Source organism: Massiliimalia massiliensis, from assembly GCF_900155615.1.
In the GTDB taxonomy this organism is placed as follows: Bacteria; Bacillota; Clostridia; order Oscillospirales; family Ruminococcaceae; genus Massiliimalia; species Massiliimalia massiliensis.
This window is the reverse complement of the sequence record NZ_FUHT01000004.1, coordinates 203,036-226,782: the sequence shown is the minus strand read 5'-3', so window position 1 is coordinate 226,782 and position 23,747 is coordinate 203,036. Positions and strand designations below refer to the sequence as shown.

19 protein-coding genes, 1 riboswitch and 1 other annotated feature are annotated in these 23,747 nt (G+C 48.6%); of the genes, 5 read left to right on the top strand and 14 right to left on the bottom strand.

The genetic code is table 11. From position 1 onward, the window contains the following. Positions 1-33: 33 nt before the first annotated feature. Positions 34-612, top strand: coding sequence for an adaptor protein MecA (locus CZ360_RS09520; protein ID WP_159438217.1), 579 nt, complete (start codon positions 34-36; stop codon positions 610-612). Here CZ360_RS09520 and rpe read toward each other — a convergent pair. The 5 genes from rpe to CZ360_RS09495 all read right to left on the bottom strand — a co-directional run bounded on the left by rpe (position 609) and on the right by CZ360_RS09495 (position 6,099). After that, positions 609-1,250, bottom strand: coding sequence for a ribulose-phosphate 3-epimerase (gene rpe, locus CZ360_RS09515; protein WP_077533976.1), 642 nt, complete (start codon positions 1,248-1,250; stop codon positions 609-611). The two genes, CZ360_RS09520 and rpe, sit on opposite strands and share 4 nt — an antisense overlap. 115 nt (positions 1,251-1,365) lie before the next feature. Beyond that, positions 1,366-1,932, bottom strand: a complete 567-nt coding sequence (locus tag CZ360_RS09510) for a hypothetical protein (RefSeq protein WP_077533975.1) — start codon at positions 1,930-1,932, stop codon at positions 1,366-1,368. A 402-nt stretch (positions 1,933-2,334) separates the two neighbouring features. Then, positions 2,335-3,735: a S1C family serine protease gene (locus CZ360_RS09505; protein WP_077533974.1), complete on the bottom strand. Its 1,401-nt coding sequence runs from the start codon at positions 3,733-3,735 to the stop codon at positions 2,335-2,337. A gap of 85 nt (positions 3,736-3,820) precedes the next feature. Next, entirely contained in the window at positions 3,821-5,275 is a 1,455-nt protein-coding gene (locus tag CZ360_RS09500) for a HAMP domain-containing histidine kinase (protein ID WP_077533973.1), read from the bottom strand. Positions 5,276-5,406: 131 nt separating this feature from the next. Then, complete coding sequence (locus CZ360_RS09495; RefSeq protein ID WP_077533972.1) at positions 5,407-6,099, bottom strand: response regulator transcription factor; 693 nt, start codon at positions 6,097-6,099, stop codon at positions 5,407-5,409. Between the two features lie 270 nt (positions 6,100-6,369). Between CZ360_RS09495 and ychF the strand changes: the two genes are divergently transcribed. Next, the gene (ychF, locus tag CZ360_RS09490) at positions 6,370-7,464 is read left to right on the top strand and encodes a redox-regulated ATPase YchF (RefSeq protein WP_077533971.1); all 1,095 of its coding nucleotides are present in this window, start codon (positions 6,370-6,372) and stop codon (positions 7,462-7,464) included. Positions 7,465-7,541: 77 nt separating this feature from the next. Here ychF and CZ360_RS09485 read toward each other — a convergent pair whose 3' ends face one another. From CZ360_RS09485 to CZ360_RS09465, 5 genes are all read right to left on the bottom strand, one after another. Continuing rightward, on the bottom strand, positions 7,542-8,162 hold the full coding sequence (locus CZ360_RS09485) for a TetR/AcrR family transcriptional regulator (protein WP_077533970.1): 621 nt from the start codon (positions 8,160-8,162) through the stop codon (positions 7,542-7,544). Further along, on the bottom strand, positions 8,137-11,811 hold the full coding sequence (locus tag CZ360_RS09480) for an efflux RND transporter permease subunit (protein ID WP_077533969.1): 3,675 nt from the start codon (positions 11,809-11,811) through the stop codon (positions 8,137-8,139). Before CZ360_RS09480 ends, CZ360_RS09485 begins: the two co-directional genes overlap by 26 nt. A 181-nt stretch (positions 11,812-11,992) precedes the next feature. Next, positions 11,993-12,691: a tRNA (guanosine(46)-N7)-methyltransferase TrmB gene (gene trmB / locus CZ360_RS09475; protein ID WP_077533968.1), complete on the bottom strand. Its 699-nt coding sequence runs from the start codon at positions 12,689-12,691 to the stop codon at positions 11,993-11,995. A 345-nt stretch (positions 12,692-13,036) separates the two neighbouring features. After that, a complete protein-coding gene (locus CZ360_RS09470; RefSeq protein WP_077533967.1) occupies positions 13,037-14,485 on the bottom strand; it encodes an alanine/glycine:cation symporter family protein in 1,449 nt (482 codons plus the stop codon). A gap of 90 nt (positions 14,486-14,575) precedes the next feature. Then, positions 14,576-14,670, bottom strand: a riboswitch (glycine riboswitch). Positions 14,671-14,765: 95 nt separating this feature from the next. After that, on the bottom strand, positions 14,766-15,809 hold the full coding sequence (locus CZ360_RS09465; protein ID WP_407656969.1) for a PLP-dependent cysteine synthase family protein: 1,044 nt from the start codon (positions 15,807-15,809) through the stop codon (positions 14,766-14,768). Positions 15,810-16,243: 434 nt separating this feature from the next. Here CZ360_RS09465 and CZ360_RS09460 point away from each other — a divergent pair, with 434 nt between their 5' ends. Then, positions 16,244-16,447 (top strand): type II toxin-antitoxin system antitoxin, encoded by a 204-nt coding sequence (locus CZ360_RS09460; RefSeq protein ID WP_077534799.1) that lies wholly within the window; start codon positions 16,244-16,246, stop codon positions 16,445-16,447. 75 nt (positions 16,448-16,522) lie between these two features. Here CZ360_RS09460 and CZ360_RS09455 read toward each other — a convergent pair whose 3' ends face one another. Together CZ360_RS09455 and typA are read right to left on the bottom strand one after the other, a co-directional pair. After that, complete coding sequence (locus CZ360_RS09455) at positions 16,523-17,224, bottom strand: flavodoxin family protein (protein WP_077533966.1); 702 nt, start codon at positions 17,222-17,224, stop codon at positions 16,523-16,525. Positions 17,225-17,320: 96 nt separating this feature from the next. Next, positions 17,321-19,138, bottom strand: coding sequence for a translational GTPase TypA (gene typA / locus CZ360_RS09450; protein WP_077533965.1), 1,818 nt, complete (start codon positions 19,136-19,138; stop codon positions 17,321-17,323). Between the two features lie 282 nt (positions 19,139-19,420). Between typA and CZ360_RS09445 the strand changes: the two genes are divergently transcribed. Continuing rightward, positions 19,421-20,161 (top strand): tRNA 2-thiocytidine biosynthesis TtcA family protein, encoded by a 741-nt coding sequence (locus tag CZ360_RS09445; RefSeq protein WP_077533964.1) that lies wholly within the window; start codon positions 19,421-19,423, stop codon positions 20,159-20,161. A 49-nt stretch (positions 20,162-20,210) separates the two neighbouring features. Here the strand turns inward: CZ360_RS09445 and CZ360_RS09440 are convergent, their stop codons facing one another. Both CZ360_RS09440 and CZ360_RS09435 read right to left on the bottom strand, forming a co-directional pair. Beyond that, entirely contained in the window at positions 20,211-20,465 is a 255-nt protein-coding gene (locus CZ360_RS09440; protein ID WP_077533963.1) for a hypothetical protein, read from the bottom strand. 14 nt (positions 20,466-20,479) lie between these two features. Then, the gene (locus CZ360_RS09435; RefSeq protein WP_159438215.1) at positions 20,480-21,310 is read right to left on the bottom strand and encodes a histidinol-phosphatase HisJ family protein; all 831 of its coding nucleotides are present in this window, start codon (positions 21,308-21,310) and stop codon (positions 20,480-20,482) included. A 145-nt stretch (positions 21,311-21,455) separates the two neighbouring features. After that, positions 21,456-21,711 (top strand) — a binding site (T-box leader). A gap of 85 nt (positions 21,712-21,796) precedes the next feature. Between CZ360_RS09435 and metG the strand changes: the two genes are divergently transcribed. After that, positions 21,797-23,746, top strand: coding sequence for a methionine--tRNA ligase (gene metG, locus CZ360_RS09430; protein WP_077533961.1), 1,950 nt, complete (start codon positions 21,797-21,799; stop codon positions 23,744-23,746). Position 23,747: the final 1 nt, after the last annotated feature.

The following is a 23,747-nucleotide window of genomic DNA, read 5'->3' as shown; positions in this document are numbered from 1 at the left end:
GGCTTCTCACTTTATTTGAAAAATGGTGATTTTTTGAAGATAGAACAGCTTGATGAAAAAACTGTCCGCATTCTGCTCTCAGCCGCAGATATGGAACAGCTTGATCTCACATACGAAGAAATGGATTATAATAATACTGTGACCAAGCGCGCAGTATTTATCATCCTGCAGCGCATCAAAGCGCAGACCGGTCTCACCTTTGACAATCACCGCCTGTTTATCGAGGCTTTCCCCGATTCCAACGGCGGATGCATCCTCTATCTCAACCTGATTGACGACGCGCAGAGACAGCACGGCCAGAAAGAACGGTACAGCTTCGATACGCCTCTTATTTTCGGATTCGAGTCATTGGATTCCCTCGTCGCCGTTTCCAAACGAATTCTCAATGAATTTAACCACCTTGTTATCAAAACAGAGCTCTATCTCTATGGGAACGACTATCGCCTGCTGCTATACACCTATTGCAGGATGGAAGAACGGATTATCCATCTGCTCCGGGAATACGGCACCTTCCTCGGTAAGGGCTCTGTGTTCTGTGCTTTTATCAAAGAGCATGCAAAGCCGATTCTTTCCGAAAACGCCATCGAAACAGTGGTGGAATATCTCTCTTAGAGAGAAGAAAAATAATCTACCATTTCCTCTGGGTTTTCCGCGCCGAAAATGCAGGATCCCGCAACCAGCACCGATACGCCGGCGGAAACCGCAGCCTTGGCTGTTTCCCGGTTGACCCCGCCGTCCACCTCAATATCCAGCGACGGGTTTTCCGACTGCGCATAAGCACGAAGCGCCTTTACCTTTTCGAGCATCTCCGGCATAAATTTCTGTCCGCCGAAGCCAGGCTCCACAGTCATCACCAGAACCATATCCAGGTCTTTAACATAAGGGAAAACCGCTTCCACCGGCGTTCCCGGCTTAATCGAAACCGCCGCCTTTTTTCCCTTCTCCCGGATCATGCGGATTGTCGTTTCGGGTTCTCCTTCCGCTTCCAGATGGAAGCAGATCAGATCAGCTCCCGCATCGCAGAATATATCAATATATTGCTGCGGTTTTGAAATCATCAGATGTACATCGAGGAACATGTCTGTACACCGTCTGACTGACTCCACAACCGGCACACCAATGCTGATATTAGGTACGAAATGCCCATCCATGATGTCGACATGAAGCATGGCCGCTTTCTGAACCTTTTGAATATCCGCCCCCAGATTTGCAAAATCAGCCGCCAGAATCGACGGCGATACCTTTGTCATTTTCAATACGTCCTTTCAACGCGGAAATAAACCGCGCTTTTTTACAATTTCTAAAACCTCTATTGGTTCAATATTTATTGGCATCTACACACTGAAATTTTATCCTCTCAGGTTACTAAATCCCCCTGATTGAATTCACCCATTGATACCACGGCTTTCCGAAGGTTGTCCTTGCTATCACAGCGAATGCAAGCAATACAACAATGCAGAGCACAAGAGAAACTGCCATAAGAATCATTCTCTGTTCCCTGATGCCGTTCACCTCATCTGCATTGATGCAGGCAACTACATCGTCATTCTCATTAAAATATACCGTGATATGCGTATTGTCCGGGAGATTGGATGATAAGCCATATTCTTCGGGATTAATATAGTAAAGTTCATTTTTCACATAACGAATTTGTCCGTCTTCCATCCTTCCAGTACGGCTTTCCGTATAGCCGCCTTTGTATTCCATCCCGGTTGCTGACATTGCAAAGCCTGTCATCACAGCAAGAACAGCACAAGAAAGCAGCACTAACACAACGGTCCACCGAAAGCTTTTGATAAATGCCTTTGCCGCGATTTCTTCTTCTGAAGTTTTATTAGGTTTCTTCATCAATTTAAAGCCAAGCGAAATGACGTTTATTCCGTCCGCAGCATTGATACCCAAAGCAATTCGATTGAGATTATTGATTTTCATAAATCTCACCTCAAAGCTCCTACTTATTATATTTTACTAAATCCCAATGATATCGTCAACAAATAATCATAAAATTTAAGTTTTTTTCACTTTTCAATGCTCAGGCGGGAAATGAAACCACAAAAATTTTTTCCCTGTAATTATCAATGCAAACCATGATATTTCCCGTGATCGGCTTAAAATCAACCGCCTTCCCACATATTTAAGCTGTTCCGCTTTGCGCTTTGCGGTAGCCAATCTGATAAAGCAGCATAAAATAAAGTACAGTCTATTTTTCAGGGCAGGAGGTAAAAGTGACCGTTAAGATGCCGGTCCGCAGGGGAGCTTTGCCGGGCGCCTGTCCTGGAATGGGGCTGTTGATATAACAAAGCAGCAGGGTAATATAACCCTGCTGCTTTTTCGTTAAGACACTACTTTTCCGCTCATGTCCTCCTGCAATTCTACACTGACGTCAAAGGTACTGGCCTTCCCGTCCTTCACGCGGTAGATCGTCAGCTTGACACTGTCGCCGGGTTCCTTTTCATTCAGCACCTCAGAAATCTCCTTAATGCTGATGACCTCATTCCCGTCAAGCTTTGTGATAATATCTCCCGGCTGCACGCCCTGTGCGTATGCATCGGTAGATTCATCCACCTGGACAACCCGCAGTCCTGCCGGCGTGCCGCGCAGCTCAGCTAATGCCTGCGGGATAGACTGGAACGTAATCCCGATCCGAACCCTGCCGGCTACATAGCCGTTTTCGATTAGGCTTTCAATGACAGGCTTTGCTTCATGGATCGGAATGGCAAAGCCAATCCCCTCGTATTCCGTAGCGGCGATTTTCGAGGAGTTAATCCCGATCACCTGGCCATATTTATTCACCAGCGCTCCGCCGGAGTTTCCCGGATTAATCGCGGCGTCGGTCTGGATACAGTCCATCGTATAGCCGGAGGTGCCGATTGCAATCGTCCGGTCTACACCGGAAATAACGCCCTGTGTAAAGCTGCTGGACAGGGTACGCCCGGTTGGATTTCCAATCGCCACGGCAAGCTCCCCAACCTTTAGCACCGTGGAATCCCCAAACTCTGCCGCAACCAGATTTTCTTTATCTATTTTCACAACCGCGAGGTCTGTCCGGGTGTCCACACCAATCAGCGTGGCCTGGCAGTAATCCTCATTGTTGAGATAAATTTCGATTTTATCCACCGGCGTTGTGCTGACACCTCCGGTAGAGGTATCCTCCTCCATAACTACGTGGGCGTTGGTGATGATGTATCCGTCCTCAGACATAATAATTCCGCTGCCCTCACTGTACGCCTGGTTTTGCAGGGCCGATTCCTTGGTGTAGACCACTACGCCGACAATAGACGGCATCACCTTGGTGGCGATTTGCTCAGAGGTGAGTACGCCGCTTGGCGAATACTCCTCGGTTTCCTCTTCCGTTTCCTCAGGAGCAGAATTAATTTCCAGCGAGGTTCCCGACGGCTCCGACGTTCCGGTACCCTCCGCCGTCTTTTGAGCGGCAGGCCCCTCTTTATAAATCGCGTAGCCGATAAAGATAAAGATCACAAATACCAAAATAATACAGAGCAGGATGGCGAATACCTTTAACCCGCCCGATCCCTTGCCGTTTTTCTGAGGAGGCTGAGGCGCTGAATAGAATGTATTCTGTCCCTCCCGATAGCTGCCGTTTCCATTGGCGGAAAAGTCAGGATTAATGTTCACTCCGTTTGTGCTCTTTGGCCCGTTGGAAAACTGCCAGTTGACACTCTGTCCCTCATGTTCCGAACCGGGGTTCTCCCCGAATGGCCATTTTTGATCCATCTTAAATCACCTTGCCCTTGCTCCGCAAAGGCTTCCTTTCTTAAGGATTCCGGACAGCAGCCGGTTGCTGCCCTATCACAAAATACTATGAATTCTTCTTGAATTTATTCTGAGTCTTTGGTTTCCCGGGAGGAAGGGTAAACAAAAATTCGCAGTATTCCCCCTGCACACTCTTGACAATAATATCGCCGCCATGCAGCGTGACAATCGACCGTACAATATACAGTCCCAGCCCAACGCCGCTTTTGTCCTGTCCCCTGGAACGGTCTGTCTTGTAAAACCGGTCAAACACACGCGGGATTTCCTCTTTGCTCAATCCCTCGCCGGAATTTTTGACGCCGATCATCTGCCGGCCGCCCTCTTTTAAAAATTCAAACTCAATATATCCGCCGGTATTAGCAAACTTAATAGCGTTTTCTGTCAGATTATAAACCACCTGGTGAATTAAGTCCTCATCCGCGTCTACAAAAACCTTATCGTGATCCAGTCCCCTGATTTCCAGCTTCTTGTCGTCAATCTGCCGTTCCAGGCTGAACAGGGTCTGGCAGATCGTATCCACCATATCGAAAGTATGACGGTTTAATTTCATCTCCCCGGCCTCAATCTGGGAAAGATTCAGCATAGAGCGCACAATTCGCGACAGGCGTTTCACCTCGTCGGACACAATCCGCAGATACTGCTTCTGTTTCTCCGGAGGGATCGTCCCGTCCAGAATCCCGTCAATAAATCCACCGATGGTAGTCATCGGGGTTTTCAGCTCATGAGAGACATTGGAAATAAAGCTCCGCCGCATTGTCTCCAGCGTGGAAAGAGACTGCGCCATGTTGTTCAGCGCCATGGCGAGCTGCCCAACCTCGTCATAGGAATAGACAGTCAGCCGCGTAGAAAAATCTCCATTTCCGAATTTCTGCGCCGCTTCAGACATCTCCCTGAGCGGGCGCACCATGGAATGGGTAACAAAATAAATAATAATGCAGACCAGCACCAGCACCACCAGCGCAGAGATCGCAAACATTTTGAATACTTCTATCAGAAAGTTCTGCATCGATTCGGTGGAGTTCATCGACGCCAGCACATAACCCACCAAATCTCCGCTGCTGCCATAAACCGGTGCGCCGACCGTAAAGCTGTGGCTGGTATAAATCCCGCCAAGCGTCCCTATCTCCTTATACTCGCCATCTGTCTGCATCGCCGCCAGGATCGTGTCCGTCAATTGGTAGGTCGTGTGGCGGCAGGGATATTCTTCAGTGCAGTAGGCGGTTCGTCCATCCGTATCTACCAGGAAAAAATCCGCACCGATCGCATCAGCTAACAGATCAAAATAGCTCTGCGGCTTCCCCATGAGAATCCTATTGTCCTCATCGATGTTCGCTTCTACCTTGTCTACCGCTTTTACGACATTGGTCTGCAGCAGCTCGTATTTTTCCGTTTTGAAATACCCAGAGGCAAACAGCATCAGCGCAGAGCCCAGTATTCCAATACTGACCAGGATCAGCGATGCGCAAACAGAAAAATATTTTGTAAAAATACTCTTTTGCATAATTAAAAGTCCCTTCTTACCAGGGCGCGCCGACTAAGGCCATCTGCTTCGGCGTATTGAATTTCTGCAAGCTCCAAGGCAAGAAAATCCGTTCCAAAACAGGGGTTCTGTTTTGGAACGAATCAAAAAGCTTATTCATTTACCTCAAACTTGTATCCGACGCCCCAAACAGTTTTCAGCGCCCATTTATCCGATACGCCTTCCAGCTTTTCGCGCAGGCGCTTGACATGCACATCGATTGTCCGGGAATCCCCGTAATACTCAAAGCCCCAGACCTCGTCAAGCAGCTGGTCGCGGGTATATACCCTGTTGGGATTGGAAGCCAGGTGGAACAGCAGCTCCAGCTCTTTCGGCGGAGTATCGATCACCTTGCCGTCAACCTTTAATTCATAACGGGTCATGTTGACTACCAGCTTATCATAGCTGACCTCTTTAACCTCTTCCGACTGGCTGTTCTGTCCTATCCGGCGCAGCACCGCCTTGATCCTGGCGATCACTTCCTTCGTATCAAACGGTTTTACGACATAATCGTCCGCGCCAAGCTCAAGTCCCAGCACCTTGTCAAACGTCTCGCCCTTCGCCGTCAGCATAATGATCGGCACATTGGACTTTTTGCGAATTTCACGGCACACCTGCCATCCATCCAGACCGGGCAGCATAATGTCCAGCAAAACCATGTCCGGCGCCATTGCATTAAATTTGACAATCGCTTCCTCCCCGTCATGTGACAGAATCACGCTGTATCCTTCTTTTTCCAAATAAAGCCGAAGCAGCTCGCAGATATTCTGGTCGTCGTCAACCACAAGAATTTTTCCTAATGACATGTCATTTCCCTCCACATCCTGCTGTTTTTCACTCTATTACTTCTGTAATCAGATATCATCCTTCATGATATGAATGCTTGTATTTATTATACATGATGCCGGCAAACCTTTGCAACACCTTCTGTGAACAAATCATAAAACTTTTTTGTGAAAAGTATAAAAAATCCCCTATTTTCGCCTTAAGAAAGGGTTTTACATTTCTGCTCTTTTATTGTATAATATTGATTTAGAATCTATGGAATTTATATCAGAAAGAATAGAGGGAAAAATATGAAATTAGGAATGGTCGGATTGCCGAATGTCGGCAAAAGCACCCTGTTCAACGCATTGACCAATGCCGGTGCTGAATCCGCAAACTATCCGTTTTGTACCATTGAGCCAAATGTGGGCGTTGTTTCTGTTCCAGACGAGCGGCTGAACTTTTTGGATGAAATGTATCACCCGAAAAAATTCACCCCCGCCGTCCTGGAATTTGTTGATATCGCGGGGCTGGTCAAAGGCGCTTCCAAAGGAGAAGGACTGGGAAACAAATTCCTTTCAAATATCCGTGAGGTAGATGCCATCGTGCATGTGGTACGCTGCTTTGAGGACAGCAACATCGTCCATGTCGACGGTTCCATCGGGCCGCGCCGGGATATCGAAACCATCAATCTCGAGCTGATTTTCTCCGATATCGAGATTTTGGAACGCCGCCTTTCCAAAACAGTCAAGGCTGCAAAGGCTGACAAAAAGCTGCAAAATGAAGTCCAGCTTTTAGAGCGCCTGATCGCTCATCTGGAAGACGGAAAAACCGCCCGCTCCTTTGACTATACCGAGGATGAGCAGGAGCTGATCAGGCAGTCGCCGCTTCTTTCCAACAAACCGGTTATTTACGCAGCAAATCTCTGCGAAGCCGATTTTTCGGGCAGTCTTTCGGACAACCCCTTCTATCAAGAGGTCTGCGAAATCGCGGAGGAAGAACATGCCGCCGTCCTGCCGATCTGCGCAAAAACCGAAGAGGATATCGCGGATATGGATGCGGAGGAAAAGACGATGTTTCTTTCCGAGCTCAATCTGACCGAATCCGGATTAGACCGGATTATCAAGGAAGGCTATTCCCTGCTGGGGCTGATCTCCTTCCTGACAGCGGGCTCTGACGAGGTGCGTGCCTGGACGATCACCAGGGGCACCAAGGCTCCGAAAGCAGCCGGAAAAATCCATACCGATTTTGAAAAGGGCTTTATCCGGGCAGAAATTATCAGCTTCCAGGATCTGATGGACTGCGGAAGCATGACAGCTGCCAAGGAAAAGGGACTTGTCCGTTTAGAAGGGAAAGAATATGTAATGCAGGACGGAGATATCGTCAATTTCCGGTTCAATGTATAATCCTTCTTATATGCAAGCTTATTTATAAAAAGAAAAAATGCGGAACGATGATATCGTTCCGCATTTTTATTTCTTTTTTACTGAAAAGCTGCGACCAGCATCTGATAGGCCAGCCTTTGCTCTGTCTCCCAGTCCTTCGCGGCACCGCTGCACTGCCTGGAAACCAGGCTGGTGCAAACTCCTGTAATCACAAAATGCTGATATTCCGGACTGCTTGCCGGATTGATCTCTCCTTCCCGGACGCCCTGCTCTAAAATCTGGTCGAGCAGGGAAAACAGCTTCTGCGCCGCCAGGTTGAAATCCTCCTTCACTGACTCCATCATCGTTACCAGCGAAGGGGATAATTCCCCCGCACCGGCTATACTCATAATGTTGGTACCGGATACCGCCTTGCGGTGGACCAGGTCAAATATCCCCCGGCACAATTCCCGGAAAGTAGCGCACCGAGAAACCTGTTCCTGCAATTGCTCGACTTCCCTCCAGACCTGGTAGAGAAAAGAGTTGGCGAGCAGTTCCTCCTTGCTGGCAACATACTCGTAAACCGTTCCCTTCCCTATTCCGGCCTCCTTGGCAATATCCGCCACCCGGAGCTCAGAAAGGCTCTCTCCACGCTCCAGCAACCCATTTACTGCCTGATACAGCAGAATTTCCTTTTCGCTTAATTCCCGGTTTTTAAAGTACCGCTTCGCGGTTTTCATCGGATAGCTCCTCCTCTATCTTAATTGGCTTGAGCTCCTTCCGGCGCAGCAGGTCATAAATGCAGGGCACCACCAGCAAAGTCAGCAGCGTCGCATAGGTCAGCCCTCCAATTACAACAATTGCAAGCGACTGCGTCATTTCAGCGCCGGTGCCCACACCAAGCGCCATGGTAGACATCGCCAAAATCGTAGTCAGCGCTGTCATCAGGATCGGACGGAAACGGGTTCTTCCCGTCTGCACCAATGCTTCCCGTTTTTCCATTCCGCTCAGCCGGAGCTGGTTGGCATAATCCACAAACACAATCCCATTGTTAACAACAATTCCGGCCAGCACCAGGAATCCCAGCATGGAGATAACACTGAGCTCATTTCCGGTCAGGAACAGTGCCAGCAATCCGCCTGTAAAGGCCAGAGGCATAGTGAACAATACGATAAACGGAGAAACGAGCGACTGGAACTGCGCAACCATGATCAGGTAGATAAAGAGGACGGCAGCGCCGATCATCATCACCAGATCGCCCAAAGCGTCGTTAATCGTCTCATTTTCACCGGTCAGGCTGACACTGTAGCCTTTCGGCACCTCGTAATCCTTCAGCTCCTTTTCCACATCCCGGCTAACCAGGCCAATGTTATGGTCATCGTCAATCATAGCCGAAACGGTCATAATCCGGGTTTGATTGTCGTGGCTGATCGACTGCAGGCTGTCTGCCTCCTCAATGGCCGCGATATCGCTTAAGCGGACATTAGCTGTCTCCTGATCCTTTGTCCCCTCAAGCTGATAGGATTTCAGGGTCTCCTTTGTCAGGTCGGAATCGGTGACAATCACTACCGGATAATCAGCATTATCCATTGTTAGGGTGGTGGCGTCCGCTTCCTCCTGAATCGCCCCGCTGATAGCCTGGTAAATCTGCGCGACAGTCAAGCCGTATTCCATCGCTTTATTTTTATTTACAGTAATCCGCAGTTCCTTGGTATTGTCCTCAAGCCCGTTGGTTACTTCCTCTGTCCCCTCGGTATTCTGGAGAAGTGTTGTCATGTCGCGCACAATCTCCTCCATCTGGTCGAGGTCGGTACCCCGAACTTCCAGTTCGATTCCGGAGCCTCCCAGCATAGACATATCCATATTGGATTCCTGAACCAGTACCTCTCCGCCGAGATCTGCTGTTTTCTCCTCCAGCAGTCTTGCGATTTCCTTGCTGGATTGCTTTTTGTTTTCGTCCAGCAGAAGGTAGAAGGTCATCTCTTTCGAATCAGAGCTCCCCATTCCCATCAATGTACTGGACTGCATTGCGCCGATCGTCTGGATATCCTCAATTTCCAACGCGCGCTCCATAAACTTGTCACTCGCTTGATAGACATCCTCTTCCTCAGCGTCATCCGGCATTGTCAGCGTAGCTGACATCTGAGTGGAATCCATCTCCGGCATGAAAGCCGTTCCCATCTGTACTACCAGGACGCAGGAAACGGCCAGCAGCACAACGGTAAGGGACAGCACATAGACCTTCCGCCTCAGACAGAAGCGCAGCAGGCGCTCGTACCCGTTAACCACAGCGTCAAACCAAGGATGCTTTTTCTCATCCGCTTTGGTCAGGATGGTGGAAGCCATTGTCGGAACCAGGGTCAGCGCGACAAACAGACTGGCCAGCAGCGAATAGGCAATTGTCAGCCCCATATCGGTGAAGAGCTGGCGGGTAATTCCTTCTGTAAAAACAATCGGCAGGAAAACGCAAATTGTTGTCAGGGTGGAGGCTGTAATCGCGCCGGCAACCTGTTTGGCTCCCTGCACTGCAGCCCTGCGCTTGCTGACGCCAAGGTTGCGCAGCCGGTAAATATTCTCGATCACAACAATACTGTTATCCACCAGCATCCCCACACCAAGCGCCAGGCCGGAAAGGGAGATAATATTCAAGGTCACGCCGCTGAAATACATCAGCACCATCGAAAACAGCAAGCTGATCGGGATACTGGTAGCGATAATAATTGTCGGCTTGATCGTTTTTAAGAAGAGCAGCAGGACAACAATCGCTAAAATCCCTCCGTAGAGCAGGTTGCTTAAAACACTCTGGATGATCATGTCAATATAGACGCCCTGATCCATCAGAGCGGTAATATGAATATCTTCATTCTCCTCCATCATCTGATCCATCACTTCGTGGAGGTCATCGGTTGCCTCTGTCGTCGAGCTGATGCTTGATTTTTCGAAGGACAGCAGAATTCCGTTGTTCCCGTTCACCTTTGCGTAGGTATCACCGCTGTTGTCTGTCCATTCAATTTTTGCAACATCCTTCAGATGAATATCGCCCACACCGTCAATCCCGGTTGAGGCGAGCAGAAGATTTCCAATTTCCTCCTCGTCCGAAAACTCGTCGCCCACCTTGATCAAATACTGGCTGTTATCCTCACCGAGATAGCCGGCCGGCATAGAGAAATTTTCCGCCTGGAGTATTTTCTGGATCGAATCGGCAGAAATCAGCCCGTCCAGTCCAGCGTTTTCATATGCTGCGTCGCGCTGTTCCTCGAACTGGGTCTGCGCTTCGTCCAGCTTTACCTGCGCATCGGTTATCTGAACTGAGGCTTCGGTCAGCTTTCTCGTCAGGGTCAGTTTTCCCTCTTCCACCTCTTTTTCCTGCTGTTTTAATTCCTCCAGGGAGTCAATCGCCGTAATCCCCTGCTGAGCATTGGTAATTCCGGTCTGTGCCTGCTCAATCCCATCTTCCAGAAGCTTGATCTGGTCATCCAGCGCGGAGGTATCCATCCCTGCCTCCGCCATCTGGTCGCGGGTTTCCTGCGCGGTTTGAAGCTGATCCTCCAGGCCCTTTTTCGTCTCTTCAGCCTGTTGGATCACATCCTGCAATTCTTCTTTATCCATGCCGATTGCATCGACAACATCCTGTAGCTGCTTTTTTCCGTCGGAAATCTGGATTGCAGCGTCCACCAGTTGTCCAGTCTGGGTTTCGCTTTCATCCTCCAGTTTTTTCTTCTGGTCATTGAGCTCCTTTTGCCCAGAACGGATCTGGGCCTGCGCATCAGCCAGTTCAGTATCAATCTTCTCTAACACCTTGTCGTTCAATTCATCAATTTTGTCCTGATCCAGCGTAATTTCCAGACGCTTCTCGATCTGGCCGGCAGCAGTAACAGAAGCAATGCCGTCCAGACGTTCAAACTTCGGAATCACAGTGTCAGTAACATATTCGGACACCTCATATGCGTCCATCCCGTCAACGTCCACGCTGGCCATCATCACCGGCATCATATCCGGGTTCATCTTCATCAGCGTTGGACTGGATATTCCGTCATCAAACGCGGCGGAAACACTGCTTACCGTGTTGTTAATCTCAATCATAGCAGAATCCATATTGACATCCTGATTGAGTTCCATCAGCACCATACTGTAGTTTTCGGCTGAGGTAGAGGTAATCTGCTTCATGCCGGTAGTGGTGGAAAGCGCTTGCTCTAATGGCTTTGTTACCGCAGTTTCTACCTTCTCTGGGCTTGCACCCGGATAGGCTGTCGTTACGATAACATAGGGAAAATCAATATTCGGCATCAGGTTCGGCGTCATGTGGCTAAACGAGATAAAGCCCAGCACCAAAACCATGATCACCGCGACAACCACGGTAAAGGGTTTTTTTACGCTAAATTCGGACATAGTTCTTTCCTCTTTTCATTTCCGACCGACTGGTCGGTCAATTCCCAATCAGTATATCACATCTCCGCCTATGATTCCAACCCATGGTTTCATTTTTTACAAAATATTTACTTCTCTTCCGGTTGGAAAAGAAGTAAGCGCAGGGCAAATCATGTCCTGCGCTTACTTTCGGAACATCTTCCTAATCCCGTTTCTTCCACTCAATTTCATCCAGCGTCCGCACTCTCAGGTTTTCTGCAATCAGGAATTTAATCGGAATCCCTTCTTCGCAAAACCTCACCTCGTGCTCTGTGTCAATATTGGAGGGATAATCGGAACGATGCAAATCCCTCGTCAGGTATTTCACTTCAAATCCCGCCTCCTTGAGATATCCCAGCGTGTCCTCAAAGAGGGCATCGTCATCCGTTTTAAAGTGAAGCTCGCCGCCCGGCCGGAGGAACGTCTGATATTTTTGAAGCTGTCTTGTATGAGTCAGACGTTTTTTATGATAGCTTGATTTGGGCCACGGGTTGCAGAAGTTAATATAAATCCGCTCCACAATGTCCTCTTCCTTCATGATATTTAAAATCCGCTCAATATCATAGGCTGTCAGGACAACATTGCGGTCTGACCGGCCATGCTCCTGAAAAACCTGCTCAATATTTTTTACCGCGCTCGCCAGCACCACGCTCTTCATATCGATTGCAAGATAGTTAATTTCCGGATGCTCTGCGGCAAGCCTTGCAATGAAAGTTCCTTTCCCGCAGCCCAGCTCCAGGTGCATCGGCTGACGTTTGGCAAAACAGTTCTGCCACGCGCCGTTTGGACGGAACGGGTCGTCATAAAAATAAGGGCATTCGTCCAGCACAGGCTTTGCCCAGGGCTTATTTCTCATTCTCATTTTTTTGTCTCCTCAATCCATGATCGACTTTTATTATAGCAAAAGTTCAAACCGCTGTAAACAAGAAAACACTCTGTGGATCGGATGAACCACAGAGTGTTTTCCCATGAAAAGAAGGGGACAATTTATTAAAAATTTAGTCGTACGCAAATTTGGTTATTGGGAGCTGTTGCCGTCTACTCTAAGTATGTACACTTTTTAGGAATTCTATTCATCGGTCTGATCTCCCTTGGAACAATTTTTATTATAACGGCTAGTTATTAGCAAAGGGATACGAAACTGTGTTATTTTTGTAAATAAAAAACGAATAAATAAAGGTATGGAAGAATCCATACCTTTATCCGTTTATTTTTGAAGCGGGGACTCCTTCTGCCGGTCAAAATATTTTTTGGTTTCAGCTACGATCACGCCGTTCAGCGCAAACAACGCAACCAGGTTTGGCAGCGCCATCAGACCGTTAAAGATATCAGCAATCGTCCAAACTGCGGAAATGGTCATGTATGGCCCGATAAAAACGCACAGGATATACAGCCACCGGAAGCCAAGCACCAGCTTCTGGTTTCCTCCGGAGAGATACTCCAGGCAACGCTCGCTGTAATAGTCCCAGCCGAGAATGGTCGTAAACGCAAAGAACACCAGGCAGACCATCAGAATAAAAGAAGCAACTGTAGGCGAAAACGGCAGACCCTCCTGGAATGCCTTGGTCGTCACTGCAACCCCTTCCAGCCCGCTCTGATAAGCGCCGGTCAGGACAATGGTAAGACCGGTAAGCGTACAAATCACAATGGTATCAATAAAGGTACCCGTCATAGAAACCAGTCCCTGCCGGACAGGTTCCTTGGTTTTTGCGGCAGCAGCCGCAATCGGTGCAGAGCCAAGGCCCGCCTCATTGGAGAAAATCCCTCTGGCAATTCCCATCTGCATCGCAACCATAATAGAACCAAGCGCGCCGCCCGCAACCGCTTTCAGTCCGAATGCACTCTCAAAAATGGTCACCAGAGCACCTGGAATTTCCTTAAAATTGCAAACCATAACAACCAAGCAGAAAATAACATAGACAATTGCCATAAACGGTACTACAACCTGTGAAACATTGGCAATCCGCTTGATTCCCCCGATGACAACCAAAGCCACACAGAAGGTTAATATCAGCCCGGCAATCACAACCGTCCAGGAATACTCCATCCCAAAGATGGAAACCGTCCACTGTGTTTCCGGGTCAAAGAAATTCTTAACAGCATCCGCAACTCCGTTGACCTGGGTAAAGGTACCGATCCCGAATAGTCCGACGCACATTCCGAAAAAGGCGAAAACTTTCGCAAGCCATTTCCATCGTTTGCCCATTCCTCTTTCAATGTAATAAAACGGTCCGCCGAGCGCGTGCCCGTTTTCATCTACCACCCGGTATTTGACTGCGAGCAGGCCCTCCGAATACTTGGTGGCCATCCCGAATAAAGCGGCGATCCACATCCAGAACAGAGCTCCCGGTCCGCCCGTTACAAGCGCCGTTGCAACCCCGACGATATTTCCGGTACCGATTGTTGCAGACATCGCGGTGCATAACGCGCCGAAACTTGAGACCTCACCGCTTCCGCCCTCTTCATTTTTGACCATGAACCTTAAGGCTTTCGGCAGATGGCGAATCTGCAAAAAACCCAGCCTTGCCGTCAAAAACAATCCGCCTGCCAAAATCAGGACGATCAGCGGGATTCCCCATACAAAATCATCGATTTTTTTCAAAACTGCTCCAATGTTGTCCAGCACAGTTGCCTGTGCCAATAAATTGAGATTCATTTGTTTTTCTCCTCCTGCGTGTTTTAAATCAAAAGAAAAAAGCCGAAAATCGAAATTTCCGGCTCTCACGAAGAGTAAGACATTTAAGCATTCTATTGCCCTGTCCTTTTGCCTGAGAGATTGGGAAAAATTCCCGTACACCTTCGGCGCCCGCTTTTTCATCGGGACTCTCCAGAGTAACCGTCAATGATAAAATTGACTTTTATATTTTAACATATTATTCATATCTTCGCAATAGTAAATACAAAAAGGGAAGCAGCTATCTGCTCCCCTTTTTTGTTTATATTGACCGATAAGCCTTCACTGTCACCAGCTCGATATGGCTGCTGATGTATTCTTCCCTCATGGCCTGCGGCTGGGAATAGTCAGTAGAAAGGTATTTCTTATTATCATCGGCAAACGCCGTAACAATCACGCTGTCTTTTCCCTGCATATTCTGTGCCAGGACAGAACCCAGGAAATTCGCCCCTGAAGAGACGCCTACCCCGATTCCCAGCTTTTCAGAAAGCATCCTTGCCATAATAATCGAGTCAATGTCGTCAACAGACACTATTTCATCAATTTCATCTAAATGGACGATGCTTGGGATAAACTCATCCGAAATCCCCTGAATCTTATGCACCCCGGTTTTGTATCCGGTGGACAGAGTCGGCGAATTCATTGGCTCCAGAGGATGCACCTTACAGCGCGGATTTGCCGCCCTCAGCCGTTTTCCCAGCCCCATTACTGTGCCGCCGGTTCCCACTCCGGCTACAACGCCGTCTGCGGTCAAGCCGATTGCCGCGAGCTGTTGGACGATTTCCTCTCCTGTCGTTTCATCATGGCACTGGACATTATCCTCATTGGAAAACTGCTTCGGAAGGAATACCCCGCCTTGTTCCGCAAGCTCCTCTGTCAGCCGGATCGAGCCCAGAAAGCCGCCCTGCTCCCTTGATACCAGCCTGACCCTTGCGCCATAGCTTTCCATCAGGTTGATCCGTTCTTTACTCATCCAGTCCGGCATATAGATCACAACCGGATGCCCCAGATAGCTTCCCATTGCAGAAAAGGCAATCCCCGTATTTCCACTGGTTGCCTCGGCAATGATATCTCCAGGCCGGATTGTTCCTGTCTCATACGCTTTTTTCAAAATATAGAAAGCCACGCGGTCTTTAATACTCCCGGATAGATTATAATACTCCGCCTTTGCAAAAATCCTGCGCAGCTCGCCGTCATACCGGAAAACGATTTCCAGCAGCGGCGTATTGCCAATCATCCCTGAAATCTGCTCAAATTTTTCCTTGACTGTTTCTTCCATATAGACCACCATACCTCTGTTTTGCAAAGGCTTCCTTTCTTCGAAATTCAATTCGTTTTCACCTGCGGCGAAAACGCCGCCGTCCTTTTGGCGGCACAGAATCAAAAACGGGGCGTGAAAAAAAGCACTTCACGCCGGCCGGCTTATCTAAAAATAATCGTACCTTCAAATTTTATCATGTTAACAGTGAAAAATCAAGGGAGCGCATCTGTGTTTTGATCCGGCCCGTTTCATTCGGGTGGATCGCCGTTCTTTTTTCAGTTTGCAGGAAGGAATTTTCTTTTTCCAAGAATAAATTGTATTTTTCTGGAAAAAATATGAATAGATCGGCATTTATCGACAAAATAATGTACTTATTTTAAGTCCAAACAAAACAAAAAATATTTTTTTATCCTTAAGATAAATTTATATCTCTCATGAAAATGAAGTAGAAAACGAGGCTAAAGGTGAGAAATTTGAAAATGAAGCATTTAGGCATCCGAATTGATGCAGAGCTGCATGCAAAGCTGCATTATGTATGCCGATACGAGGGGCGGTCTGCAAACGGACAGATTCTCTATCTCATCCGAATGTGCATCGCGCAATTTGAGAAAAAACATGGGAAGATCCCGCTTCCCCCAGAGGAGGAGAAACGAGTTCCGTCCGACAGCCAGCCGACCGAATGACCGCACAAAACCGTCTGCATAAAAATGCAGACGGTTTTTCACTGCCTAAAACAAATTTCTGTTAATATAGCCCATTTATCGCTTATCTCTGATCCAACCCTTATCAAGAAAAAATTGATTGTCAAGACTCGGCCGGTCTTCCGACTTCAGTACACCCTGATGCATCATTTTACAGACGGAAAACAGAGCGTTGACTTTAAAGCTTTTATGAAGGCGCGGCATTGTCCCAGATACCCTTTTGGCAAGCCGCGTCATCTTCTGCTCTAACATTTTTTGATGTTTGTCCGTAATGTTGCTCCAGAAAATGTCCCCCATCATTCCCGCTCCGCAGGTATGTATCTTGGATACTCCCATCCAGTTCATACTGGTTTTCACATCTTTCTGCGCCGAGCCGTTCGGAGCACCCACGCTGTTAGTGATTACAACCGCGGTCTTTTTAAAAAATTTTGGATCGGGACGATGCACCATCCAATGCACACAGAAGTGGTCTAATACGGATTTGATCGAAGCCGGCGCCCGCAACGCATACACGGGGTAGGCAAAAACCAGAAGATCCGCCGCAAGGCAAGCGTCCCAGATCGGCCCGATTGTTTCTGCATGAGGGCACCTTTCCTCTCCGCGAAGGAAACAGTTTTTACATCCCACGCAAAAAGGCGGCATATCCTCGGGATAGAATTCCGTAATCTGATTTTCGGTCCGGAGATATTGCAGAAACATCTCTTTCATGTGATACGTAATCCCTTTTACAGAGGTGCCGTTGAGTACAACAATTTTCATTTTAAATCTCCCGTTCAGCCTAACGGCGGTCAGATAAAAAGAGACTATCCTGTCAACTAGGGTCAACAGGATACCTCGGTCAGTGCAATATAACAGTTACTTTTTATTCCGCAGCTTCGCACGCTGGGTATTATCCAGAACCGCTTTCCTGATTCTGATATTTTCCGGCGTAACCTCCACCAGTTCATCGTCCGCAATAAACTCCAGCGCCTGCTCCAGGCTCATCACCTTTGGCGGAACCAGCCGCAAAGCATCGTCAGAACCGGAGGCGCGCATATTTGTAAGCTGCTTTTTTTTGCAGATATTGACTACCAGATCCTCTGCCTTTGGAGATTGGCCGACTACCATCCCTTCATAAACCGGAACGCCCGCGCCAATGAACAGCGTACCCCGATCCTGGGCGTTAAACAGCCCGTATGCCACGGAAGTCCCGCTTTCAAACGCGATCAGGGAGCCGCTGTTCCGTTTCTGGATTTCTCCCTTATAAGGCTGGTAGCATTCAAAGACAGAACTCATAATCCCTTCCCCTTTGGTATCGGTCAGGAATTCATTCTTATATCCAAACAGCCCGCGGGCAGGAATTAAAAATTCAATCCGCATCCGGCTGCCCTGCGGCGCCATGTGCTGCAGCTCCGCTTTTCTTGCACCCATTTTTTCCATTACAGCGCCCATATATTCTTCCGGCACATCGATTACAAGACGTTCGATCGGCTCGCATTTTTTCCCGTTGATCTCCCGGTAAAGAACGCGCGGCGTGCTCACCTGAAGCTCATAGCCCTCGCGGCGCATTGTTTCAATCAGAATCGAAAGATGCATCTCTCCGCGGCCCGCGACAATGAAGCTGTCGGTGGTATCAGAATCGGCTACGCGCAGGGAAACGTCCTTGAGCAGCTCCCGCTGCAGGCGGTCACGCAGTTGGCGGCTTGTGACAAATTTTCCTTCTTTTCCGGCAAACGGTGAATCGTTAACCGAAAAAGTCATCTCCACCGTTGGCTGGGATATCGCGGAAAACTCGATGGGTTCCACTGCTCCCGGATCGCAGAGGGTATCTCCGATAGTAAGGTCAGCAATTCCTGAAATGCAGACAATATCTCCCATCTTCGCAGTATCGCAGGGTACACGGTTCAGGCCCTCGATCTGATAAAGGTTTACGACCTTGCCCTTATACTGCCGTTTCGGGTTGTGATAATCGCACACCATTACTTCCTGGTTCTGCTTGAGTGTGCCGCGGTCAATCTTCCCAATGGCAATCCGGCCGACATAATCGTTATAGTCGATCGATGAAACCAACATCTGGAACGGCTCGTCCGGCTCTCCTTCCGGCTGCGGGATATGCTCTAAAATAGTATCAAACAATGGGATCAGGTCTGTTCCCGGCTTAGTGTAGTCGGTGGAGGCTGTTCCCTCCCGTCCGGAGCAGTAAATCACCGGACTGTCGAGCTGCTCGTCCGACGCGTTCAAATCCATGAGAAGCTCCAGCACCTCATCCTCAATTTCGTCCAGCCGCGCATCAGGACGGTCAATCTTATTGACGACGATGATGATTTTGTGACCCAGCTCCAATGCCTTTTGCAATACGAACCGCGTCTGCGGCATAGTACCTTCAAAGGCGTCTACCAGCAGCAGCACGCCGTCCACCATCTTTAAAATCCGTTCTACTTCCCCGCCGAAGTCAGCATGTCCGGGTGTATCGATGATATTAATCTTAACCCCTTTATAGTGGGCGGAAGTGTTTTTCGCTAAAATCGTAATTCCACGTTCCCGTTCCAGATCATTGTTGTCCATGACACGGTCCTGTACCACCTGGTTTTCTCGGAACGCGCCGCCCTGTTTCAGCATTTCATCCACCAGGGTGGTCTTTCCGTGGTCAACGTGAGCGACAATCGCAATATTTCTTAAATCTTCTCTAATCAAACGTATCTCCCTCTTTTTTCTTTCCTATTCATTCGAATCCTTACATATTATACGGCTTTGCCCTTGATTTTTCTACTTTTTTTACAATATTTCCTGAAAAATCGTAACAATGTATACAAACATGATTAGAAAGTATCTTCCCTTTTGTGAACATTTTGAAGCTGAGCCGGGTTTATTTATTTCCCATATCCTTGCTATGCAATTTCTGCAACTTGTGATATAATAATTTTGTTTCTATTTGAAGCGGAAAATTTTGTTCAATCTTTCTTATGAGGTGACCCTATGCAGAAGATGTTGGGATATATGAGGAAAGCAATCCATGAATTCGACCTGATCCAGGACGGGGATAAAATTGCGGTGGGCGTATCGGGCGGAAAGGACTCTGTTGTGCTCCTGAAAGGGCTGGTGCTCCTGAAACGGTTTATCGGCATCGACTATGACCTGGCCGCCATTACCCTCGATCCGTCCTTTGGCGGAATTCACACTGATTATTCCCCGATCAAAGCGTTTTGCGACGAACTGGGAGTTCCCTATATTCTCAAGGAAACCCGGATTGGTGAAATCGTTTTTGATATCAGGAAGGAAAAGCATCCCTGCAGCCTTTGCGCCAAAATGCGGCGCGGCGCGCTGCATGACGCGGCGCTGGAAGCCGGCTGCAACAAGGTGGCGTTAGGGCATCATTTTGACGACGTAGTGGAAACCTTTATGATGAATTTATTTGTTGAAGGAAGGCTCGGATGCTTTGCCCCGAAAAGCTACCTCTCGACAAAGCAGCTCTGGATGATCCGGCCCATGGTATTCGCGCCGGAACGGGATGTCAGGAAAGCGGCCGTAAAAAACGGCCTTCCGATTGTCAAGTCAAAGTGCCCGGTAGACGGGAAAACAAAACGGGAAGAGATGAAACAGTTCCTTCGGGAACGGGAACACGGGGACGACGGCTTCACCTTCCGGATGTTTGGCGCCATGCGCCGGGCCGGTCTGGATGGCTGGGGTTATCCGGAAAAACAGCAGAAAAAATCGTAGCTGCCAAAAAGCGGATGGCGCCGGTATTTGCCGGTTCCATCCGCTTTTGTTACATATTTCGCATGTGATCCTGGTTGATCTGCTGCTGAACCTGTTCCTGAATAATTCGGTTCTGATCCTGTATGATCCTGTTCTGTTCTTCCGTCATCCACTGATGGTTTTGGAAATCCTGCTGGTTCGGCATTTCCTCCGGGCGTTCCTGCGCATTCACCTTTTTCAGGCAGACGGCAAGCACCGCTGCGACCACGCCTATCAATAGGATCACAAAAACACCGACTAAAAATATAATATTAACTCCCATCATACAGTTTTCCCCTCCTAATCAATATCGTAAAAGGAACATTTCCGCTGAGTATACAGCGCAATTGCCCGAAATCCCGCTTCTTTTGCCATTTCATATGCAGTGTCAAAGTCCGCCGCGATGTCCTCCGCACAGTGCGCGTCTGAGCCGATCGTCAGAATTTCCCCGCCAAGCTCATGATAAAACCTCAAAATCTCCATACAGGGGATCGCTTCTCCCATACCCTGGCGCAGACCGGAGGTATTGATCTCAATTCCCTTTCCGCGCTCAATCAGCCGTTTCAGCACGCAGGCAAACTCCGCCTTATAATCCATCAAAGTGACGCATACACCCTGCCGGGCCGCATAGCGCTTAATCAGGTCGATGTGCGCCAGCGTGTCAAAATCCCCCTCATCCGCAAGCCGGTACAGCTCTTCCAGGTTCATCCTGCAATAATCCTCATTCCGCCCGGCCAGGTAATCCCGTTCGCTGAAATCTGTGTCCTCCGCTTTGTGCAGAGAACCCAATACAAAGTCAAGCGGCATCATGCTGAGCACCTTCTCGGAAAATTTTGGATTTAGGTGCGGTTGCCCGAGCTCAATCCCGCTTTTAAAGGAGAAACGATCCCCATATTTTTCTTTGCAGCGTGCAAAAGCGTCAACATAACGCTGCCAGTATTCCAGGGTAAACCGGTCTATCGGGGAATAACAGGAGCCCTTGAAATCAGGTGAGAAAATTTCAAAATGGTCGGTAAAGGCAACTTCCCGTATCCCTTTCTGTATAGCCGCTTCGCACATTTCTTCCATTGTATTGGCGCCGTCCGGCGAAACGGTGGTGTGCATATGATAATCTGCAACAATTCGTTTCATTTCCCATCCCCCAATCCTCCCTTCCATTATAGAGGGTAACCGGAAAAGCCACAATCGGCAATCTATACGAATTTTTCCAACAATGGATTTTCGCTTGACTTTTTTTAAAAAAATGGATATAATAAGTACAATTATATAGGTTTACAAACTGGCTGTGAAAAGAAGAGTAAGCAAAGGAAGCTTTTGCAGAGAGTCCGACAGGCTGAGAACGGATAAGGGGAAATTTGCTGAAGATGGTCTTGGAGCTGCGCACCGAAAAGGGATTTCCTTTAGGCTGCGACGGGTTTGCCCGTTATCGCAATATGCTGTCGGCCGCCTATGGTCTGCAGCAGATGAGTCCTTTTCCGTGAGGGAAAGGAAAATTGAGGTGGTACCACGGAAGTTTTGCTCTCGTCCTCGAAACCTGGTTTCGGGAACGGGAGTTTTTGTTTATCCCGAAGGCCAGCAAGCTATTATTTGTGAAATGTAAAGAAAGGTGAATCTACTATGTCTGAACAGCAAAAATTTTATTTAACAACCGCAATTGCGTATACCTCCCGCAAGCCGCATATCGGGAATTCTTACGAAATCGTCCTGACCGACGCCATTGCGCGGTTCAAACGGATGATAGGCGACGATGTGTTCTTCCTTACCGGGACAGACGAGCACGGGCAGAAGATTCAGGAAATTGCCAATGAAATGGGCATCACACCGAAAGCCTATGTCGACCAGGTCGCCGGAGAAATCCGCCGGATTTGGGATTTGATGGACTGCTCCTATGATAAGTTCATCCGCACAACGGATGATTACCATGAGGCGGTTGTGAAAAAGATCTTTCAAAAGCTCTACGACCAGGGGGATATCTACAAAAGCGAATATGAAGGCTGGTACTGCACCCCCTGCGAATCCTTCTGGACAGAAACTCAGCTTGCAGACGGCTGCTGCCCGGACTGCGGACGTCCGGTCAAAAAAACCAAGGAAGAGGCCTATTTCTTCAAGATGAGCAAGTACCAGGATCGTCTGATGCAGTACATTGAGGAGCATCCGGAATTTATCCAGCCGGAATCCCGGAAGCGCGAAATGGTTAACAATTTCTTAAAGCCGGGCCTGCAGGATCTGTGTGTTTCCAGAACCTCCTTTAGCTGGGGTATTCCAGTCGATTTTGACCCGAAGCATGTCATCTATGTCTGGCTGGACGCGCTTACCAACTATATTACCGCCTTAGGCTATGACCCGGACGGAAGCAGCGAGCTGTTTGAGAAATACTGGCCTGCGGACGTCCACATTATCGGAAAAGACATCCTGCGCTTCCACACGATCTACTGGCCGATTATGCTGATGGCGCTCGGCCTGCCGCTGCCAAAGCAGGTGTTCGGCCATCCATGGCTGCTCTCCGGCACGGATAAAATGAGCAAATCCAAAGGAAACGTCATGTATGCCGACGACCTGGCCCGCCATTTTGGCGTGGACGGCGTCCGGTATTATCTGCTTAAGGAAATGCCTTATGCGCAGGACGGGACGATCACCTATGAAAATATCATCGCCCGCTATAACTCGGATCTTGCCAACACATTGGGCAACCTGGTCAACCGGACGGTCGCCATGTCCAACAAATATTTTGACGGAGCTGTCAAAAATGCCGGTGTCGCAGACGCTCTGGACGACGACCTGAAATCCACCTGCCTTTCCTCAGTGAAGGAATACACCAGCCTGATGAATCAATTTAAGGTTGCCGACGCACTGGAAGTAATCATAAATGTTGCACGCCGGAGCAATAAATATATTGATGAAACCGCGCCGTGGACTTTGGCAAAGGACGAAGCGAACTACCCAAGGCTTCAAACTGTGCTCTATAACCTGTTGGAGAGCATCCGGTTTATCGCCGTCATGGTTTCCCCGTTCCTTCCCCAGACCGCAGAAAAGATTTTTGCGCAGATCAATACAGACATTACCTGCTATCCGTCCCTGAATGAATTCGGAAAGCTAAAGGAGGGGAAGGTTGGAACCGCCGCCCCGCTCTTTGCTCGGATTGACGAGGTGAAAAAACTGGAAGAGCTGGAAAAAGAAATTGAGGCAAGCCAGAAAGCCGCAGCACAGAAAGAAGAAACGAAAGAGGAGGCGCCGGAGGGTCTGATTATCAATATTGACGATTTTGCCAAAGTAGAGCTGAAGGCGGCCAAAATCATCGAATGCGAGCCTGTTAAAAAATCTGATAAGCTGCTCTGTCTTCAGCTTGACGACGGCAGCGGCACGCCGCGTCAGGTCGTCTCCGGGATTGCCGCCTGGTACCAGCCGGCTGATTTAATCGGAAAAAAAGTTATCATTGTTGCCAATCTTAAGCCGGTTAAACTGCGGGGCGTAATGTCAAACGGGATGATCCTCGCCGCCGACTGCGACGACGCTGCAAGAGTTTTGTTTGTAGACGATCATATCCCAGCAGGTGCAAAAATCCGATAAA

Coding starts and splice junctions, on each gene's coding strand:
- CZ360_RS09460 (WP_077534799.1), top strand. CDS start 16,244: ATGAAGCATTTAGGCATCCGAATTGATGCAGAGCTGCATGCAAAGCTG.
- ychF (WP_077533971.1), top strand. CDS start 6,370: ATGAAATTAGGAATGGTCGGATTGCCGAATGTCGGCAAAAGCACCCTG.
- CZ360_RS09470 (WP_077533967.1), bottom strand. CDS start 14,485: ATGAATCTCAATTTATTGGCACAGGCAACTGTGCTGGACAACATTGGA.
- CZ360_RS09485 (WP_077533970.1), bottom strand. CDS start 8,162: ATGAAAACCGCGAAGCGGTACTTTAAAAACCGGGAATTAAGCGAAAAG.
- CZ360_RS09500 (WP_077533973.1), bottom strand. CDS start 5,275: ATGCAAAAGAGTATTTTTACAAAATATTTTTCTGTTTGCGCATCGCTG.
- CZ360_RS09480 (WP_077533969.1), bottom strand. CDS start 11,811: ATGTCCGAATTTAGCGTAAAAAAACCCTTTACCGTGGTTGTCGCGGTG.
- CZ360_RS09455 (WP_077533966.1), bottom strand. CDS start 17,224: ATGAAAATTGTTGTACTCAACGGCACCTCTGTAAAAGGGATTACGTAT.
- CZ360_RS09445 (WP_077533964.1), top strand. CDS start 19,421: ATGCAGAAGATGTTGGGATATATGAGGAAAGCAATCCATGAATTCGAC.
- CZ360_RS09495 (WP_077533972.1), bottom strand. CDS start 6,099: ATGTCATTAGGAAAAATTCTTGTGGTTGACGACGACCAGAATATCTGC.
- CZ360_RS09440 (WP_077533963.1), bottom strand. CDS start 20,465: ATGATGGGAGTTAATATTATATTTTTAGTCGGTGTTTTTGTGATCCTA.
- CZ360_RS09505 (WP_077533974.1), bottom strand. CDS start 3,735: ATGGATCAAAAATGGCCATTCGGGGAGAACCCCGGTTCGGAACATGAG.
- rpe (WP_077533976.1), bottom strand. CDS start 1,250: ATGACAAAGGTATCGCCGTCGATTCTGGCGGCTGATTTTGCAAATCTG.
- trmB (WP_077533968.1), bottom strand. CDS start 12,691: ATGAGAATGAGAAATAAGCCCTGGGCAAAGCCTGTGCTGGACGAATGC.
- CZ360_RS09510 (WP_077533975.1), bottom strand. CDS start 1,932: ATGAAAATCAATAATCTCAATCGAATTGCTTTGGGTATCAATGCTGCG.
- metG (WP_077533961.1), top strand. CDS start 21,797: ATGTCTGAACAGCAAAAATTTTATTTAACAACCGCAATTGCGTATACC.
- CZ360_RS09435 (WP_159438215.1), bottom strand. CDS start 21,310: ATGAAACGAATTGTTGCAGATTATCATATGCACACCACCGTTTCGCCG.